The organism is Spirillospora sp. NPDC052269 (genome assembly GCF_040679435.1).
Classification (GTDB): domain Bacteria; phylum Actinomycetota; class Actinomycetes; order Streptosporangiales; family Streptosporangiaceae; genus Spirillospora.
In genome coordinates, this window is record NZ_JBFAUU010000004.1 from 487,076 (window position 1) to 502,986 (window position 15,911).

Sequence of the window (15,911 nt, forward strand, 5' to 3'; positions counted from 1 at the left end):
CCCCGCCGGGCGCTCGAACCTCCACGGAGTAGGGGCCTGGTGGCCATCCGAGACATCCGGCGGGGCCGGATCGAGTAGATTCGGACGGCGCGGTGTCCGGCCGGACGCCGTGGCACCCCGCCCGGCACGGCGGCGGGGTTCGCGATGGCCGGGGCGCGTCCGTGCTCCAGCTCTCGCGGGACACGCGCGCCGGTGGGGTGGACATGACGGATGTGGACGCGGCGGACTTCGCCGTCGTGGTGTACCGCGAGGACGCTCGCTGGGAGGCCGAGATCCTCCCGGTCGCGTTGACCGAGGATCTGGAAGGGCTGATCCACGCCCTCCGCCAGCAACCGAGCCTCGGCGGCACCATCGGCCTGGTCTCGGTGGGCGACGACTTCTTCGTGGCGATCCGGCTCCTCGGCGACGAGGACATGGTCTTCCTGTCCGACGTCACGGCCTCGGTGGACTGGCCGCTCGCCCAGCAGGTCCTGGAGTACCTGGACATCCCCGTCCCCGAGGACGAGGAGCTGGACCAGGTCCTTCCGGTCGGCGACATGTCGATCTTCACCGACCTGGGCCTGGACGAGATGGAGCTCGGCGCGATCTCCGGCGACCTCGAGCTGTACCCGGACGAGATGCTGCTCAGCATCGCCGGCCGCCTCGGCTTCGCCGCCGCCTTCGAACGCGCGCTCGACGCCGTCGCCTGACCCGTCCCCGCGTCTCTCGCCTGATCCCTCGCCGGTTCCGTCCTGCCCGGACCTCGCCGGTCTCGTCCTGCCCGGGCCTCACCGGTCCCGTCCCGCGTTGGACGGCCCGGGGGTGTGCCCGGCCGAAGCTCGTGGTCCACAATGAACGGGTGTCGTACTTCGCCGCCGTGTTCGCCCGGACGCCCCAGGGCTGGATGGGAACCGAGGCCGCTCTCGCCGAGGCCGAGAGCGTCGACGACGTCGCCGACCAGATGCGCGAGGCCGCCGTCGAGTCCTATGGGGACGCGGTGGTGCTACTGGTCGAGCGGGAGGACGACTGGTTCGCGATCGTCCGGCTGGACGGCGAGGACGAGCCGAGCGCGTACGTGTCGGCCGTCCGCGACGACCGGCTCGCGGGCCTGTTCCAGCCGCTCGTCGGGGATGCGCCTGACGGCGATCCGTCCGGCGACGCGTCCCTGCTCACCGATCTCGGTGTGGATGGCGGGCAGCTCGCCGAACTGGGCGAACGCGGCCTCCCGGGGGACGCGCTGCTGACGATCGCCGAGCGGGTGGGATTCGGCGAGGAGTTCGACCGGCTCCGTGACTGACGACGCCGGGAACGATCGCGGCCCGACCGGCGACGCCTTGCCGCGACGCGCGGCGCGAACGGGGGCTGAGGCGGACGTGGAGTTCGGCATCCCGGCGACGGACGAGGCCGCCCGCGAGTACGAGCCGAGCATGCGCCTCGCGCTGGACGAGGCACGTCTCGCCGCCCAGGCCGGAGACGTGCCGGTGGGCGCCGTGGTCCTCGGTCCGGACGGGGACGTCCTGGGACGGGGCCACAACGACCGTGAGCGGACCTGTGATCCGACCGGGCACGCCGAGATCGTCGCGATGCGGGAGGCCGCGTCCGCGCTCGGCACGTGGCGGCTGTCCGGCTGCACGCTGGTGGTGACCTTGGAACCGTGCACGATGTGCGCCGGCGCGGCCGTCCAGTCCCGTCTGGACCGCGTCGTCTACGGCGCCATCGACGAGAAGGCGGGCGCGGTGGGCTCGCTTTGGGACGTCGTCCGCGACCGCCGCCTGAACCACCGTCCCGAGGTGATCGTCGGTGTCCTGGCCGACGAGTGCGCCGCCCCGCTAATCGAGTTCTTCACATCCCGCAGAGTCCGGTAGGCTCTTTCGCGGTGGCGTCGCCTAGTGGACGAGGGCGCACGCCTCGAAAGCGTGTGAAGTGCAAGCTTCCGTGGGTTCGAATCCCACCGCCACCGCCATCTAGATGGCCTATGACCTGGCCAAACGTCTGAGGGCGGCACCTACGGGTGCCGCCCTCAGACGTTTCTGGTCTCAGTTCCAGTCTCAGTCGTCCTTCTGGGCGGTGGAGGGCGGGTCTCTCCCGTCCAGCCGGGCGGCGGGTCAGCGGATGTAGACGCTGTCGCCGAACTCCTCGGTCGCGCTGCCGTGCGGGGAAACCACCTTGATCGGCTTTCCTGAGCAGTTGCCGTTGACGTACACGCGGGCGTATCCGTCGGTGTCGTTGTGGACGGTGAGCGGCCAGATGTTGGGCCGGTAGCAGCCGCTCGGGTTCTCGATCCTCGGCCCTCCGGCGAAGGTGAGCGTTCCGTGGGCGGCGAAGGCGGGGCTCGGCAGGGCGAGGCCGGCCGCTCCGGTCATGGCGAGTGCGCTGAGCACGGTTGCGATGCGTCGCATGGGGACTCCTGAGATGTCGGTGGACGGGCCAGCGCCCATCTCGACAAACAGTAGTCACGCGCTTACTTTCCGCATTGGATGCGGGGGTCGGGATGTCCGAAGGGGCATCTGTTCCGCACGACCTCGCCGACCTGAAACCGGCTCAGTCCGGCAGGACTTGGGGGATCGTCAGTTTGAGGTACCTCGTCCGGTGAACGCCTGCCAGATCCGGACCTGGACGGTCGTCCGCGGCAATTCCGGCTAGGGCTCTTCCGGGGCGATCTCCTCCGGGGATTCCACGCGCAGTTGCTTTCGCGCCTCGATGCGGAATCGCTGGACCGCGTCCACGAGTCGTTCGTAGGGGTTCTTCGAGTATTCGTCGGCCCTCGGGTCCTTCTCACCCCGGGCCTCGAGCCTGACGGCATAGGCGTGCCGCAGCATCAGACGTGCCGCCACCTGCAGGTCCTTGGTTCCCAGGAGCCTGATCTGCTCGACGAGGAGCGGCAGCTCTTTGCAGTCGTCCTCCAATTTGCGGAGCACGCCCTCTGGATCGCCGCTCGAATACTTGACCTGGTTGCGTCCGTACAGGATCTTCCTGGCGCACACCACCGTTTCGGAGCAGAGTTGATAAACAGGCCTGCCAACCCAACCCCGCCCAAATCCGGTACATCCGCTTTGGGTTGTTCTGATCGGTCCCGCTGGGCGAGCGGCCACGGCCGGCACGTCCGAGTCCGCCGTTGACGTCGCGGTGGATTTCGGGTCGTACCGGGCGCGGCGGCTCATCCTTCACGTCCGGGATAGGGCGATCAAGTGCGTTGGAGGAAGACGCGGCCCTGGCGGTGGCGCTCGTTGGGGGCGGGTTCGCGGAGGACGCGGCCGACCTCGGTGAAGCCGGTCGCGACGGCTCGGGCGGCGAGGGTCTCGATGGGCCAGCGGTAGGCGGCGGCGACCTTGTGGTCGAAGGGGACGACGTCCGGGCCCTCGGCCTCGTAGAAGGCGAGGAGGAGGTGGCCGCCCGGGGCGAGGACACGGTGGAACTCGTCCAGGTAGGGCTGGAGTTCGGCCGGGGGCGTGTGGATGGCCGAGTACCAGGACATGAGGCCGCCGAGCGAGGCGTCGGGGGCGTCCACGGCGTCCATGGAGGCCAGGTCGAAGCGCAGGTCGGGGTGGGCGGCGCAGGCGATGTCGATCATCGCGGGGGCGATGTCGAGGCCGAAGGGGGCCAGGCCGAGGTCGCGCAGGTGGGCGGTCATGTGGCCGGGGCCGCAGCCGACCTCGACGACATCGGTGTTGCCGGACGCACGGACGAGATCGGCGAACGCCGCGAGCACGGCCCGGTCGAGTGGCTGGTCGTCGAGGATGCCCTGGACGAACTCGGTGTACACGGTGGCGAGCGCGGAGTAGGCGTCGGCGGTGGCGCTGACGTAAGAGGAAGAATCGGGCACGGCCGTCCACTCTAGGGTCAGGCGATCATGGGTGGACGGCCGTCGCGGAGATCAGCCGACGGTGACCAGGGTCACGCCGGTCACGGCCAGGGCCAGGCCCAGGCGCTGGACGGTGCGGAGGCGCTCGCTGAAGGCGATGCGGGCGAGCAGGACGGTGATCGCCGGGTAGAGCGAGGTCAGGACGGCCGCGAGGCTGAGCAGGCCGCTGTTCGCCGCGAGGTAGTACAGGACGTTCGCGGACGCGTCGAGGGTCCCGGAGAGGACCGCCAGGCCGATCAGGCGGCGTCCGGAGACGCGCGCCCCGGGGGCTCCGCCGCGCGCGAGGACCACGGCGAGGGCGATCGCGACGATGCTGAGGTTCCCGGCGCGGGCGGCGACGAGGGGCCAGAGGCCGCCGTCCGTCCCGGCTTGTTTGACCATGATGAAGAACAGGCCGAAGCCGACGCCGGAGGCGACCGCCATGAGCGGTCCGTTGTCGAACCGGTTGCTGGACCTTTCGGATGGGCCGTCCGATTTCTCCATGCTGACCAGGGCGATCGCGACGAGGCAGAGCAGGACGCCGGAGAGGACGGTCGTGTCCAGCCGCTCGCCGCGCGCGACGCCGACCCCGATCGGCAGGAGCGCGGACGCGAGCGCTGAGACGGGCGCGACGACCGACATCGGGCCGCGGGCGAGTGCCCTGTAGAAGGTCATCAGGCCCGCGCCGCCCGCGATCCCGGCCGCGAATCCCCAGGCCAGCGAGGTGGTCGTGGGGACGCGGCCGGTGAGCAGCGCGGAGACGAACAGCACGGCGAGCCCGGCAGGGACGCACCAGAACAGCGCCTTGAACGTGCTGGAGTAGCGGGTGACGACGCCGCCGAGGAAGTCGGCGACGCCGTAGGACAGCGCGGCCCCGAGTGCGAGGAGTGTGACCATCAGTCGAGCAGCCGGGTCGCGATCCGGACGTCCGGGGAGATCACACGCAGGCGGTCGGCGAGGGCGTCGCCGGCGGCGCGGAGGCGGTCGAGCGGGTACGGCTCGAGGCGTTCGAACAGGAACAGGGCGTTCTTGGTGTCCTCGGTGATGCGCGTGCGGACGCACTGCCGCCAGTTCCAGCGGCGGCACGTCACGCCCTTGTCGTCCCGCCAGATGACTTCGCCCTCGGACGGGTGCTCGACGGCCGGTTCGCCGTTGGCGATGACATCGAACGGCTCGTCCCCGCGTGCGCGCACGAGGCGGGCAGGGCCTTCGTAGGTGTCGATGTCCTCGCCACCGATGGGCAGGGCGTATTCGACGCTGACGGCGTTGTAGGCATCCACGACGCGGTTGATGGCGGGCAGGGCGTCGGCGCGGCGGAGCAGGGCGTCCACGGACGGACGGGTGCGCTTGGGTTTGGCGCCGAACGCCGTGTACGCCTCGTGCCAGGCCGCGACATGCGGATCGGACGGGTCGGCGGCGGACGCGGCGGCCTCCAGCCAACCCTCGGACGTGGCGTCCGAAGGGCCGTTGACCAGGCCTTCCGCGGACATGAGAAGCACCGCGAAGTCGGGACGCAGCTCGCGTACCGTGGCGTCGACAACGATCTGGTCCAGCATGGCGGGCACCCCTTCCGGTCATTTCAGCGAACCATGTATACCATTTTATCGACCGAAGGTAGGGTGACGCGGATGAGCGAACAGGAGGCGGTCGGAGGCGCCGTCGCGCGGACCGTCCGGACGCTGCGCGGGGGCCACGGCTGGAGCCTGGACGAGCTCGCCGAGCGCGCGGGCGTCAGCAAGGGCGTGCTGGTCAACCTGGAGCAGGCGCGCGGAAACCCCAACCTCAGCACGCTCATCCGGGTCTCGGACGCGCTCGGGGTCCCGCTCGTCCGGCTGGTGCAGGTGGCCGAGGAGCCGCCGATCCGGCTCTTCCCGCCCGCGCGGCAGGCGGTGCTGTGGCACGGCGAGTCCGGCGGCACCGGAACGCTGCTCGCGGGCACCGACCCGCGTCCGACGATGGAGCTGTGGCGCTGGGAGCTGCGGCCCGGCGAGCTGCGCGAGAGCGAGGCACACAAGTCGGGCACGAAGGAGATCGTGCACGTCGAAGCCGGCACGCTCACGCTGTACGTGGACGGCCACGCCGAGCCCGTCCCCGCCGGATCCGCCGCGCTCTTCCCCGGCGACCGCGCGCACGGCTACGGGAACGACACCTCGGAGACAGTGCGCTTCATCCTCGCGGTGCAGGACTTGTAACCGTCGGGATGCGCTGGAACGGGCCAAAGCGGCTCGCACGTTGACCAGGTGGGGGACGCTTGTCAAGACACCCTCGGACCGTTGATGATCCTTCGACGGGGATGTCGTTCTCACCTTCATGAGGGGCTGCACACGGTGAACCGGAACGCGACCCGAGCCCGCGCCGGACTGACCGGCGCGGTGATGACGGTCTCCCCCGGAACCGCGTCCTCCCCCGGCCCCGTCGGGGCGCTGCCGATTCCCGGCGCCGGGTGCCTGCTCTCCGGCATCGCCGCCGGCCCGTCGGCGGTCTGGGTCGTGGGATCGGTCGGCCAGAACCCGTTCACGGCGCGCTGGGACGACACATCCTGGACGGTCATTCCGGATCCGTCCGAATCGTCCCTGGCATCCGCGGCCCTTCTGGGTGCGCGCCTGCGAGCCGTGACGCGCGTGCCCGCCCCCGCGGCCCGCCCGGACGACGGCGAGACGGTGATCGCCGTCGGAGGCGCCTACGACCGGCTGGAACGCGTCGACGTGGCGCTCATCCGGCACTGGACGGGCTCGGCGTGGACGTCCTGGGAGGCTCCCGACCTGCTGCGCGGCCTCGTCCTCAACGCGGTCGCCCCGGCCGGGCCGTCAGGGTGCGCCTGGGCGGTGGGGCACGCCACTCCGCACGGCCCGCGGGCCTTCCGTTGGGACGGCACGTCCTGGGAGCCGTCCGACATTCCCGATGTCGCGCGCGGACGGCTCGTCGCCGTCGCGGCCATCGCCCCGGACGATGTCTGGGCGGTCGGGTCGGCCGACCGTGACGGCCTTGTCCTCCACTACGACGGCCGTGGCTGGACCCGCGTGCCGAGCCCGGCCAAGGGGCCGCTGACCGGGGTCTCAGCCGTGGCGTCCGACGACGTCTGGGCCGTCGGACAGCATGGCGTCCTGCATTGGGACGGCCGCCGCTGGTCCCGCGTCAAAACCCCTCTGAACTCGGCGAACACCGTCTCCGCGCGCGCTTCCGACGATGTCTGGATCGCCGGTGGCGACGGCGGCCCGGCCCATTTCGACGGCCGCCGCTGGACCGTCACGCCCAGCCCGGAGTCGACGGTCTGGCTGGCCTCGGCGTTCGCGCCCGACGACGGCTTCTGGTTGGCGGGCACCCGTGCCGCCGAGGGCGCCTCCGACGCGTCCGGCTCCACGAGCGTCACCGCCCGGCCCAACGACGCCTGACGGCCCGGGGACCCAGGTCGGAAGGCCGAGATCAGGCAAGCCGAGGCCGGGCAGGCCAGATCAGGAGGTCAGGCGGACCGGCATGGCCAGGTAGCGGAAGCCGGTGTCGGCGTCGAGGTCGAGCCGCTCGTCCTCGCTCTTCGGGTCGGGGATGCCGGTGAGCAGGGCGGCCTTGGTCTGGCCGGCGCATTCGAGGCGTGCGTACTCGGTGTGGACGCCGGCGAGGCCGTCCAGCAGGTACTGGGGGCTGAAGGCGATGTCGATGTCGTCGCCGTCGAGCTGGGCCGACATCGACTCGTTCGCGCGGGCGGCATCGCCGGAGGCGGCGCGGATGCTGACCTCGGCGCCGGTGAAGGCCAGCCGGACGGGCGTGTTGCGTTCGGTGACCAGCGCGACGCGCTTGATCGCCTCCGTGAACGTCGCGGTGCGGACGCGGGCCACCGACGTCCACTCGCCGGTGATCCGCTTGCGGTAGTCGATGTACTGGTCGTCGAGCAGGCGGGTGGTCATGCTGCGGTCGCCGCCGGACACCCCGATCAGGGTGTCGTCCTTGCCGGTCAGGCCCAGCGACACCGTCGCGCCGGGGCGGATGGCCTTGGCGGTGTCGGCGAGGGTGCGGGCGGGCACGACGACGCCCGCGTGGAAATCGGCCGTGTCCGGTGACCAGGTGAGTTCGCGGGCGGCGATGCGGTACCGGTCGGTGCAGGCCAGCCACATGGTGTCGCCGTCGAGGTCGAGCCGGACGCCGGTGAGCATGGGCAGCGTGTCGTCGCGTCCGGCGGCCGGGGTGACCTGGGCGACGGCCGCGGCGAACGCCTCGCCCGAGACCGTTCCGGCGCGTTCGGGCGGCTCGGGGAGGGTGGGGTAGTCCTCGACGGGCATGGTCTGCAGGCCGAACTCGGCGGTGCCGCAGCGCAGCACCAGCTCGGCGTCCTTGGTCATGAACTCGACCGGCTGCGCGGGCAGACTGCGGACGATCTCGGCGAGCAGCCGTCCGGGGACCAGGGCGCGGCCGGGCGTGCTGACGTCGGCGTCGACCTTGGCCTGCGCGGACACCTCGTAGTCGAACCCGGCCAGCTCCAGGCCGCCGTCGGCGTCCGCGACCAGGCGCAGTCCCGCGAGGACGGGCTGCGCCGGACGCGCGGGAAGCGTGCGGGCGGCCCAGGCCACGGCATCGGCGAGAGCCCCACGATCGACCCGGAACTCCATGTTCTCCCCTTCGCTGGTCGAAATCCGGCGGCGCCCCGAACCCTAGCGGCCGCCACTGACAGAACTCACCCCCACGGGGGACCCAGATCGCCGACGCGGGGGAAGCACGGGTCAGGGCCGTCCCAGCAGGATCAGGAACATGCAGATCAGCCCAGCCCGCCCCGCTGCCGCCCGGCCACACGAGGCCACTCTGGTCGACCGCGGCACATCCGTTGACGGCCGCGGGCGCGCGACGATCAGGTGGCGAATCGGACGGGTCGCCGTCCACGCGGCCGCGCTCTGGGGTGTGCTGTTCTCCGCCGTCCACGTGTACTGGCTGGCGGACGGACGGCTCGGGCGCGCGCGATGCGGCGGAACTCGGCGCGGAGGACCGGTTCGTCACGTTCCTCTACGAACCGTGGTTCATGGCCGGTGGCGTGCTGTTCGGCCTGGCCACCTGGCTCATGCGCCGCCGTCAGGCCCCGCACGGAACGCACGGGGCCTGACAGTCACAAGTGCATGGCCTGATGGTCAGAAGAGAACAGCGGCCTCCTCGGCGGACTGGTGCGAGCGCTCGAAGTCGAGCAGGAACCGCTTGCGCTCGATGCCGCCTCCGTAGCCGGTGAGGCTGCCGGTCGAGCCGACGACCCGGTGGCACGGAACGATGATCCCGATCGGGTTGCGGCCGTTGGCCAGGCCGACCGCGCGGGACGCGCTGGGGTTGCCCAGCTCCGTCGCCAGCTCGCCGTAGCTCACGGTCTCGCCGTACGGGATCCGGGTCAGGGCGTCCCAGACGCGCCGCTGGAACTCGGTGCCCTTCAGCTTCAGCGGCAGGTCGAACTCGTGCCGCTCACCGGTGAAGTAGTCCTCGAGCTGGGACGCGACGGACGCGAACGGCTCGTCCCCGGGGTCTCCGGGCAGGCCGAAGGTCTCGTCCTCCGGGCGGTGCCGCTGCTTGTTCATGTAGAGCCCGACCAGTTCCGGACCGTCCGCGACCAGCGTCAGCGGCCCGACCGGGCTGTCGATCACGACGTGGGTGTTCACAGCAGATCTCGTTTCATGCGGGATGTTCATGCGGGAATCGTGTTGATGGCGTGGTCGCCCGTCGCCCAGAGGTGCTGGACGGCGTACGCGCGCCAGGGCCGCCAGGCCGCCGCACGCTTGGTCAGCGCCGCCGGTGTCACGGGCAGGTCGAGGGCTCGCGCGGCGTACCGGACGCCCAGGTCGGAGGCGATGAAGGCGTCCGGGTCGCCGAGGGACCGCATCGCGATGCTCTCGGTCGTCCAGGGGCCGATACCGGGCAGTTCCCCTAGTTTCGCCCGAGCCTCGTCCCAGTCGGCGCCGACGCTGAGGTCCAGGTCGCCGGACGCGAGGGCGGTGACCAGGGCCTTCAGCGTCGTCCGGCGGGATTCGGGGAACGCGAGGTTCTCCGAATCCAACTCCATGAGCGCCTGGGGCATGGGGAACAGGTGGGTGAGGCCGCCGGCCGGGTCGTCCATCGGCTCCCCGTGCGCGCGCACGAGGCGCGCCGCATGGGTGCGCGCGGCGGCCGTGGACACCTGCTGCCCCAGGACGGCCCGGATCCCGAACTCCGCACCACAGGCCGTCCGCGGCACGCGCCGTCCGGGGGCCTTCCGGACGAGCGGCTCGAGAACCTCGTCGGCACCCAGCAGCTCGTCCACGGCCTCCGGATCGGCGTCCAGGTCCAGCATCCACCGGCACCGGCTGATCGCGATCGTGAGATCTCGCAGGTCCTTGAGGGTGAGCGTGCAGGCCACGTAGTCCGGGGTCGGCTTCAGCGCGACGATGCCGGGGCCGTGTGGGAGCCGCAGCGTCCGCCGGTACGCGCCGTCCCGCCACTCCTCCACGCCCGGGACGGCCGTGGCGGCGAGGTGCCCGAACAGGTTGTCCGGATAGAACGGCTTGCGGAACGGCAGCCGCAGCGACAGCGTCCCGTTCGCGGCGACCGGATGGCCACGAGTCGCTCGATCACGCAATTCGGTCGGCGTCTGGGCGAAGACCTCACGAATCGTGTCATTGAAGGCCCTGATCGAAGCGAATCCGGAAGCGAACGCCACGTCCGACATCGGCAGGGCGCTCGTCTCGATCAGCACCCGCGCGGTCTGCGCGCGTTGCGCCCGGGCGAGGGCGAGCGGCCCGGCGCCCAGCTCGGCGCGCAGCTGCCGCTCGATCTGCCGGGTGCTGTAGCCGAGGCGCGTCGCCAGGCCCGGCACGCCTTCGCGGTCGACGACGCCGTCCGCGACCAGGCGCATCGCGCGGCCGACGACGTCCGCGCGGTGGTTCCATTCCGGTGAGCCGGGGCTCGTGTCCGGGCGGCAGCGCTTGCAGGCCCGGAAACCGGCCTGCTGCGCGGCCGCGGCGCTCGGGTAGAAGCGCATGTTCTGCGGCTTCGGCGGGACGGCCGGGCAGCTCGGACGGCAGTAGATCCCCGTCGTCACCACCGCGGTGAAGAACCATCCGTCGAACCGGGCGTCCTTCGCCTGGACGGCCCGCACGCACCGTTCCGTGTCCTCATGCATGCCTCCAGCATCACCGAGGATCAGGGGTTTCACTAGCGGAAAACCGACATCAACATCACCGCCGCCTGCCCGCCCGTCCCGCCGGGACGCTCTATCGCCGCAGGTCAGCGCTTTCCAGCCAGCGCGTAGAGCATGACCCCGATCGTGATCGCCGCGATGCCCGCCCAGCCCACCGCCCCCGGCGCGGACGAGCGCAGGACGGCCGGCTCCAGCATCGCCACGAAGACGACCTCGGCCGCCTGGGTGGCCTCGACGGCCGCCAGGCGCATCGGGTGGGAGCGCTCACGGTTGGTGGCGGCGAAGAACAGCGTGGTCGCGATCACGCCGGAGAAGACCGCGACGACCCCGGTCGCGGTGATCTGCCCACCCGTCGGCAGCCCCGCCCGGATCCCGCCGATCACCGCGATGACCAGCCAGAACGGCAGGCTGGCCAGGGACATCGCGGCGAGCCGCTGGAAGGTGTCCAGACCGTCCCCGGCGAGGTCCATCGCACGCCGGTTGCCGACCGGGTAGGCGACCGCGCCGAACAGCACGGCCCCGACGCCCAGCCCCGCCTTCCAGGTCAGCATGGACTGCCCGCCGCCGAGCTGCGTCAGGAACACCCCGGCCAGGATCAGTCCGGACAGCGCCAGCCCGCGCATCGGCACCCGGCCGCGCTCGTCCCCCCGTCCGTACAGCAGCGGCGCCAGGACGACCCCGCACACGATCGTGACCTGCCACGTCGCCGCGACCATCCAGCCCGGCGAGGTCGTCGCCGCGAAACACAACGGCGCGTAGAACAGGCCGAAACAGACGGTGCTCCACAGCATCCAGCGCCCGGGGGCGGCCCGCAGCGCCCCGAAGACCGGCGCCAGCCCCGAATTCGGAGCCGCGCCCGCCCGCGGAGTCGCCTTCGCCCGCGCACCTCGCACCGCGACGATCGCCAGGAAGATCGGCAGCGAGTAGAGGAAGCGCAGCGAGGCCGTCCACTCCCACGCGCCGCCGCCGACCGCCATCAGCCGGTTCGCGATGAAGGAGGACGAGAAGAACAGCGCGCCCAGCACGCCCAGCCCGATCGAGGCCGTGGCGCCGCCGCCCGGCCAGGTGGCGCCCGCCCGGCGCCGACGTTCCGCCCGGCGCCCCCAGGCCCGCGCGTCCGCCATCGTCATCGTCCCAGCGCCCACCGGCACCCCCTCCTCGGAGGGCCCGACCCTACCTGGGGCGAAATACACCGGACGTCATGACCCGGGAGGTAATCGATCTTCCTCGCCGACAGCGCCAGAGTTGAACACGTCGGGACGGCCCCGGCACGAAGGGAAGATCATGAACAACGTGCAGCAGCAGGTCGAGCGCTACATCGCCACCTGGAACGAGACCGACGCCGCCGCGCGCCGCGCCGCGATCGACGAGATCTTCGCCGAGGGCGCCGCCTACACCGACCCGCTCGCGGCGGTCGAGGGCCGGGACGCGATCGACGCGCTGATCGCCGGCGCGCAGGGCCAGTTCCCCGGCCTGGTGTTCCGCCTGCTCGGACCGGTCGACGCGCACCACGACATCGTCCGGTTCACCTGGGAGCTCGGCCCCGAGGGCGTCGAGGCCCCCGTCGTCGGCTTCGACGTCGCGGTGCTCGACAAGGACGGCCGGATCGCCAAGGTCCACGGCTTCCTGGACAAGGTCCCCGCGGGCGCGTGAGGCGACCGGACACGGGGAATCGGCGGGGCGGTGGCGGATCTCCGCCCCACCCCGCCGCCCGCCGGGCGCTCAGCAGCGCCCGCGGCGCTTCTTCCCGCCGAGGGCTTCCAGCATCAAGCTGAGCCCGATGCCGAGCATCCAGGAGTCCTTGGCCAGAGGGATGCCCTGCTGGGTCGGGCGCACACTGCCCTCCTCGCGCATCCCCGGAAGCTTCAGGTAGAGCCCGAGGAGCCCGGACGAGAAGCCGGTCAGCGCCGCCCCCGCCAGCAGCGACGGGACGAACGGGAGCAGGAGCGTCGCGCCGACCGCGACCTCGGCGGTGCCGAGCATCCGGGTGAACTTCTGCGGCTCCCACTCCTTCAGGAACGGGTACGCGGCCACGGCGGTGCCGTGGACGCCGTCCGCCATCTCCTCGGTGTTGCGGATCTTCCCCAGCCCGGAGTTCAGGATGAACGCCCCGGTGACGATCCGCACCGGCATCTGATGCGGACGAGCCAGAATCGACATGACGGCCTTCCGATCGCGCGACAGGAGCATCTCGGCCCCGGGCGGCGACGGTCCGGGCCCGCTGGGGCTCCCCTTCCCGCCCCATCCGGACGGAATCGCACAATGGCCAGATCTTGCCCGCCCTTGACCTCCCGCCCCGCCAGGACGCCGAGCCCTCCATCCCAGCCACCCGCGAGCGCTCGGCCTAGCCGTCTCCCCGTTCCGCCGAGTCTGCGAGCCGCCGCTCCACCTCCTGGACGGCCCCGGCGCTCAACAACGGTCGCCACCGCCCGAACAACTCGTACAGCCCCCGCGTCCGCTCCGAATTCAGCGAGCCGGCATCGACGACATCCAGCTCATTGGCAACGGTGATCTCGGCGAAATCCCGCCGATCCCCATCTGCGAGCTCCATGACGGCACCCGTGAACCGATCAACGAACTCCCCGCCGTCGACCAGCCCCGAATACGACCGCCCCCGATCGCAACACCCGTACACATAGACCAGCCGCTCGGCGGCCGGCCCGATCACCTCGGAAAGCTCGCCGCGGCGCGCCACATCGCCCAGTGAAACGGCGAATCCGTCCGTCCCGTAAAAGGCGTGGCACAGCCCCGCGGCCCGCAGCTCCTCCCGGGCGTCCCACGCTTCAAGCCGCCCATGCACCCGGCGCAGATGCGCCAGCAGCGTCCCGCCCGGATGCCGGATCGCACCGGCGCCCTTGCCCTCCAACAGCGCGATCGCACCCCACATGAGCGCCCCCGGTTCCTATTGGGCCATGTCGACGAACCTGCTGTAGTGCCCCTGAAAAGCGACCGTAACCGTGGCCGTGGGGCCATTACGATGCTTCGCCACGATCAGGTCCGCCTCCCCCGCCCGGGGCGACTCCTTCTCGTAGGCATCCTCACGATGCAGCAGGATGACCATGTCGGCGTCCTGCTCGATGCTGCCGGATTCACGAAGGTCGGAGACCATCGGCTTCTTGTCGGTCCGCTGCTCGGGACCACGGTTCAGCTGGGAAAGCGCGATGACCGGGATCTGCAGTTCCTTGGCCAGCAGCTTCAGCTGCCGGGAGAACTCCGAGACCTCGACCTGACGGCTTTCCACCCGTTTACCGGACGTCATCAGCTGCAGATAGTCGATGACGACCAGCCGCAGGTCGTGCTGCTGCTTCAGCCGCCGCGCCTTCGCCCGGATCTCCATCATCGACATGTTCGGCGAGTCGTCGATGAACAGCGGCGCCTCGGCCACCTCGCTCATCCGGCGGGCCAGGCGCGTCCAGTCCTCGTCCTGCATGGTGCCGGAGCGCATCGCGTGCAGCGCCACCCGCGCCTCCGCGGACAGCAGACGCATCGTGATCTCGTTGCGCCCCATTTCCAGGCTGAAGAACGCCGAGGTCAGCCCGTGCCTGATGGACGCCGCCCGGGCGAAGTCGAGCGCCAGCGTCGAGTTGTGCGTCGGCACGCGCGACCGCCCGACCAGATACATGTGATCGGCGTTGTCCACCTGAACACACCGAACCGGCACACTCTCCACCGGCCGCACATCCACGATCTTGGTGACCCGGTCGTCCGGTCCGTCGATGACATGGACCTCGTGGAGGGACGCCGCGATCTCGTCGGTGGTGCGCACGGCGGTGTCGCCCGCGACGGACGTCCGCCACTGGTGCTGGGCGTCGGCGACGATGACCTCGCCGTCGGAGAACTCGACCTCGTGGCAGGGGTGGCCGTGCATGACCTCGGTGGCGGCGACGACACGAGTGGGGCGCCCGTCCGCGTCGAAGACCTCCTGGCCGACCTCGAGCGCGCCCATGGTCGTCCAGCCCGCCGGGGTGGGGATGAGGGTGGCCAACCCCAGGGCCTTCCCCATCGCGGGTCGGGCGGCCACGACGATCATCTGGCCGGCGTGGAGGCCGTTGGTGAGGGCGTCGAGGTCGGCGAAGCCGGTGGGGACGCCGACCATCTGGCCGCCGCGGCTGCCGATGGCCTCGATCTCGTCGAGGGCGCCGGGCATGATCTCGCTGAGGGGGCTGTAGTCCTCGCCGGAGCGCTTCTCGGCGATGGCGAAGACCTCGGCCTGGGCGCGGTCGAGGATCTCGTCGGCGTCGGCGCCGTCGGCGTTGTAGCCCATCTGGACGATGCGGGTGCCGGTCTCGACGAGCTTGCGCAGGACGGAGCGCTCGCGGACGATCCTGGCGTAGTAGCCGGCGTTGGCCGCGGTGGGCACCGAGGAGATGAGGGTGTGCAGGTAGGGGGCGCCGCCGACGCGTCCGATCTCGCCGCGCTTGGTGAGCTCGCCCGCGATGGTGACGGCGTCGGCGGGATCGCCGCGGCCGTAGAGGTCGAGCACCGCGTCGAAGATGATCTGGTGCGCGGGGCGGTAGAAGTCGGCGGTCCGCAGGGTCTCGATCACCTCGGCGATCGCGTCCTGGGACAGGAGCATGCCGCCGAGCACGCCCTGCTCGGCGGCGATGTCGTGCGGCGGTGTCCGCTCGAACTCCCTGTCGCCGGGTTCGAGTTCGGAAACACTCATCCCGGGCATCCCCCTCACCTCGGGCGCCGGCGGCCCCGTCCGCCTCGTCGCCGTCCTCCAGCCCACATCTATCCGAGGGCTCGGACATTCTCCCGGGCCGCCGCGCCGGAGACCAAAAGGATCTGTGGACGGGCTTGTGGAGTCCCTGTGCAGACACGCCGTCAAGGTTGTGCACGACCTGTGGACAACCCTGGGGAAATCTTCGCCGACTTCTCCACACCAGCGTTCTGACCTGCGAAAACACTGTCCACCGGGTGTGCGGGAAAGAAAGTCGGGCAAGTCGCCCG

18 protein-coding genes and 1 tRNA gene are annotated in these 15,911 nt (G+C 71.2%); 7 read left to right on the top strand and 12 right to left on the bottom strand.

Going from position 1 to position 15,911, the window contains the following annotated elements; genetic code table 11:
* The first annotated feature begins 203 nt into the window (after nucleotides 1-203).
* The 4 genes from AB0L06_RS11225 (at nucleotide 204) to AB0L06_RS11240 (ending at nucleotide 1,942) form a co-directional block, all read left to right on the top strand.
* The gene (locus tag AB0L06_RS11225; RefSeq protein WP_500230820.1) at nucleotides 204-689 is read left to right on the top strand and encodes a tRNA adenosine deaminase-associated protein; all 486 of its coding nucleotides are present in this window, start codon (nucleotides 204-206) and stop codon (nucleotides 687-689) included.
* Between the two features lie 149 nt (nucleotides 690-838).
* Nucleotides 839-1,276, top strand: a complete 438-nt coding sequence (locus tag AB0L06_RS11230; RefSeq protein WP_500230821.1) for a tRNA adenosine deaminase-associated protein — start codon at nucleotides 839-841, stop codon at nucleotides 1,274-1,276.
* Nucleotides 1,277-1,406: 130 nt separating this feature from the next.
* Complete coding sequence (tadA, locus tag AB0L06_RS11235; RefSeq protein ID WP_500230866.1) at nucleotides 1,407-1,844, top strand: tRNA adenosine(34) deaminase TadA; 438 nt, start codon at nucleotides 1,407-1,409, stop codon at nucleotides 1,842-1,844.
* 10 nt (nucleotides 1,845-1,854) lie between these two features.
* Nucleotides 1,855-1,942: transfer RNA gene (locus AB0L06_RS11240), tRNA-Ser, on the top strand.
* A gap of 142 nt (nucleotides 1,943-2,084) precedes the next feature.
* On the opposite strand, the gene AB0L06_RS11245 is transcribed toward AB0L06_RS11240, so the two are convergent.
* The 5 genes from AB0L06_RS11245 to AB0L06_RS11265 all read right to left on the bottom strand — a co-directional run bounded on the left by AB0L06_RS11245 (nucleotide 2,085) and on the right by AB0L06_RS11265 (nucleotide 5,376).
* Complete coding sequence (locus AB0L06_RS11245) at nucleotides 2,085-2,378, bottom strand: hypothetical protein (protein WP_500230822.1); 294 nt, start codon at nucleotides 2,376-2,378, stop codon at nucleotides 2,085-2,087.
* A gap of 240 nt (nucleotides 2,379-2,618) precedes the next feature.
* The gene (locus AB0L06_RS11250; protein ID WP_500230823.1) at nucleotides 2,619-2,963 is read right to left on the bottom strand and encodes a hypothetical protein; all 345 of its coding nucleotides are present in this window, start codon (nucleotides 2,961-2,963) and stop codon (nucleotides 2,619-2,621) included.
* Nucleotides 2,964-3,163: 200 nt separating this feature from the next.
* Nucleotides 3,164-3,802 (bottom strand): class I SAM-dependent methyltransferase, encoded by a 639-nt coding sequence (locus AB0L06_RS11255; RefSeq protein ID WP_500230824.1) that lies wholly within the window; start codon nucleotides 3,800-3,802, stop codon nucleotides 3,164-3,166.
* A gap of 51 nt (nucleotides 3,803-3,853) precedes the next feature.
* A complete protein-coding gene (locus AB0L06_RS11260; protein ID WP_500230825.1) occupies nucleotides 3,854-4,717 on the bottom strand; it encodes an EamA family transporter in 864 nt (287 codons plus the stop codon).
* Nucleotides 4,717-5,376: a B3/B4 domain-containing protein gene (locus AB0L06_RS11265; protein ID WP_500230826.1), complete on the bottom strand. Its 660-nt coding sequence runs from the start codon at nucleotides 5,374-5,376 to the stop codon at nucleotides 4,717-4,719. Before AB0L06_RS11265 ends, AB0L06_RS11260 begins: the two co-directional genes overlap by 1 nt.
* A 72-nt stretch (nucleotides 5,377-5,448) precedes the next feature.
* Here AB0L06_RS11265 and AB0L06_RS11270 point away from each other — a divergent pair, with 72 nt between their 5' ends.
* Nucleotides 5,449-6,012, top strand: a complete 564-nt coding sequence (locus AB0L06_RS11270) for a helix-turn-helix domain-containing protein (protein ID WP_500230827.1) — start codon at nucleotides 5,449-5,451, stop codon at nucleotides 6,010-6,012.
* Between the two features lie 135 nt (nucleotides 6,013-6,147).
* On the top strand, nucleotides 6,148-7,212 hold the full coding sequence (locus AB0L06_RS11275) for a beta propeller repeat protein (RefSeq protein WP_500230828.1): 1,065 nt from the start codon (nucleotides 6,148-6,150) through the stop codon (nucleotides 7,210-7,212).
* 60 nt (nucleotides 7,213-7,272) lie between these two features.
* On the opposite strand, the gene dnaN is transcribed toward AB0L06_RS11275, so the two are convergent.
* The 4 genes from dnaN to AB0L06_RS11295 all read right to left on the bottom strand — a co-directional run bounded on the left by dnaN (nucleotide 7,273) and on the right by AB0L06_RS11295 (nucleotide 12,103).
* Nucleotides 7,273-8,421, bottom strand: a complete 1,149-nt coding sequence (gene dnaN, locus AB0L06_RS11280; protein WP_500230829.1) for a DNA polymerase III subunit beta — start codon at nucleotides 8,419-8,421, stop codon at nucleotides 7,273-7,275.
* A 510-nt stretch (nucleotides 8,422-8,931) separates the two neighbouring features.
* A complete protein-coding gene (locus AB0L06_RS11285; RefSeq protein WP_500230830.1) occupies nucleotides 8,932-9,474 on the bottom strand; it encodes a methylated-DNA--[protein]-cysteine S-methyltransferase in 543 nt (180 codons plus the stop codon).
* A complete protein-coding gene (locus AB0L06_RS11290; protein WP_500230831.1) occupies nucleotides 9,471-10,940 on the bottom strand; it encodes a DNA-3-methyladenine glycosylase 2 family protein in 1,470 nt (489 codons plus the stop codon). The genes AB0L06_RS11285 and AB0L06_RS11290 overlap by 4 nt, the downstream gene beginning before the upstream one ends.
* Before the next feature lie 104 nt (nucleotides 10,941-11,044).
* Nucleotides 11,045-12,103, bottom strand: a complete 1,059-nt coding sequence (locus tag AB0L06_RS11295) for a DMT family transporter (RefSeq protein WP_500230832.1) — start codon at nucleotides 12,101-12,103, stop codon at nucleotides 11,045-11,047.
* Between the two features lie 139 nt (nucleotides 12,104-12,242).
* Here AB0L06_RS11295 and AB0L06_RS11300 point away from each other — a divergent pair, with 139 nt between their 5' ends.
* The gene (locus tag AB0L06_RS11300) at nucleotides 12,243-12,611 is read left to right on the top strand and encodes a nuclear transport factor 2 family protein (RefSeq protein ID WP_500230833.1); all 369 of its coding nucleotides are present in this window, start codon (nucleotides 12,243-12,245) and stop codon (nucleotides 12,609-12,611) included.
* A 69-nt stretch (nucleotides 12,612-12,680) separates the two neighbouring features.
* Here the strand turns inward: AB0L06_RS11300 and AB0L06_RS11305 are convergent, their stop codons facing one another.
* The 3 genes from AB0L06_RS11305 to dnaB form a co-directional block, all read right to left on the bottom strand.
* Entirely contained in the window at nucleotides 12,681-13,118 is a 438-nt protein-coding gene (locus AB0L06_RS11305) for a hypothetical protein (RefSeq protein WP_500230834.1), read from the bottom strand.
* A 184-nt stretch (nucleotides 13,119-13,302) separates the two neighbouring features.
* Complete coding sequence (locus AB0L06_RS11310) at nucleotides 13,303-13,845, bottom strand: DUF6817 domain-containing protein (protein ID WP_500230835.1); 543 nt, start codon at nucleotides 13,843-13,845, stop codon at nucleotides 13,303-13,305.
* A gap of 15 nt (nucleotides 13,846-13,860) precedes the next feature.
* Nucleotides 13,861-15,624, bottom strand: a complete 1,764-nt coding sequence (dnaB, locus tag AB0L06_RS11315) for a replicative DNA helicase (protein WP_500230836.1) — start codon at nucleotides 15,622-15,624, stop codon at nucleotides 13,861-13,863.
* Between the last annotated feature and the right edge of the window lie 287 nt (nucleotides 15,625-15,911).

What these genes read in the sequence shown, in the direction of transcription:
- AB0L06_RS11285 (WP_500230830.1), bottom strand. Translation starts at nt 9,474, where the DNA reads ATGAACATCCCGCATGAAACGAGATCTGCTGTGAACACCCACGTCGTG.
- AB0L06_RS11225 (WP_500230820.1), top strand. Translation starts at nt 204, where the DNA reads ATGACGGATGTGGACGCGGCGGACTTCGCCGTCGTGGTGTACCGCGAG.
- AB0L06_RS11265 (WP_500230826.1), bottom strand. Translation starts at nt 5,376, where the DNA reads ATGCTGGACCAGATCGTTGTCGACGCCACGGTACGCGAGCTGCGTCCC.
- AB0L06_RS11270 (WP_500230827.1), top strand. Translation starts at nt 5,449, where the DNA reads ATGAGCGAACAGGAGGCGGTCGGAGGCGCCGTCGCGCGGACCGTCCGG.
- tadA (WP_500230866.1), top strand. Translation starts at nt 1,407, where the DNA reads ATGCGCCTCGCGCTGGACGAGGCACGTCTCGCCGCCCAGGCCGGAGAC.
- AB0L06_RS11290 (WP_500230831.1), bottom strand. Translation starts at nt 10,940, where the DNA reads ATGCATGAGGACACGGAACGGTGCGTGCGGGCCGTCCAGGCGAAGGAC.
- dnaN (WP_500230829.1), bottom strand. Translation starts at nt 8,421, where the DNA reads ATGGAGTTCCGGGTCGATCGTGGGGCTCTCGCCGATGCCGTGGCCTGG.
- AB0L06_RS11305 (WP_500230834.1), bottom strand. Translation starts at nt 13,118, where the DNA reads ATGTCGATTCTGGCTCGTCCGCATCAGATGCCGGTGCGGATCGTCACC.
- AB0L06_RS11310 (WP_500230835.1), bottom strand. Translation starts at nt 13,845, where the DNA reads ATGTGGGGTGCGATCGCGCTGTTGGAGGGCAAGGGCGCCGGTGCGATC.
- AB0L06_RS11260 (WP_500230825.1), bottom strand. Translation starts at nt 4,717, where the DNA reads ATGGTCACACTCCTCGCACTCGGGGCCGCGCTGTCCTACGGCGTCGCC.
- AB0L06_RS11245 (WP_500230822.1), bottom strand. Translation starts at nt 2,378, where the DNA reads ATGCGACGCATCGCAACCGTGCTCAGCGCACTCGCCATGACCGGAGCG.
- AB0L06_RS11300 (WP_500230833.1), top strand. Translation starts at nt 12,243, where the DNA reads ATGAACAACGTGCAGCAGCAGGTCGAGCGCTACATCGCCACCTGGAAC.
- dnaB (WP_500230836.1), bottom strand. Translation starts at nt 15,624, where the DNA reads ATGAGTGTTTCCGAACTCGAACCCGGCGACAGGGAGTTCGAGCGGACA.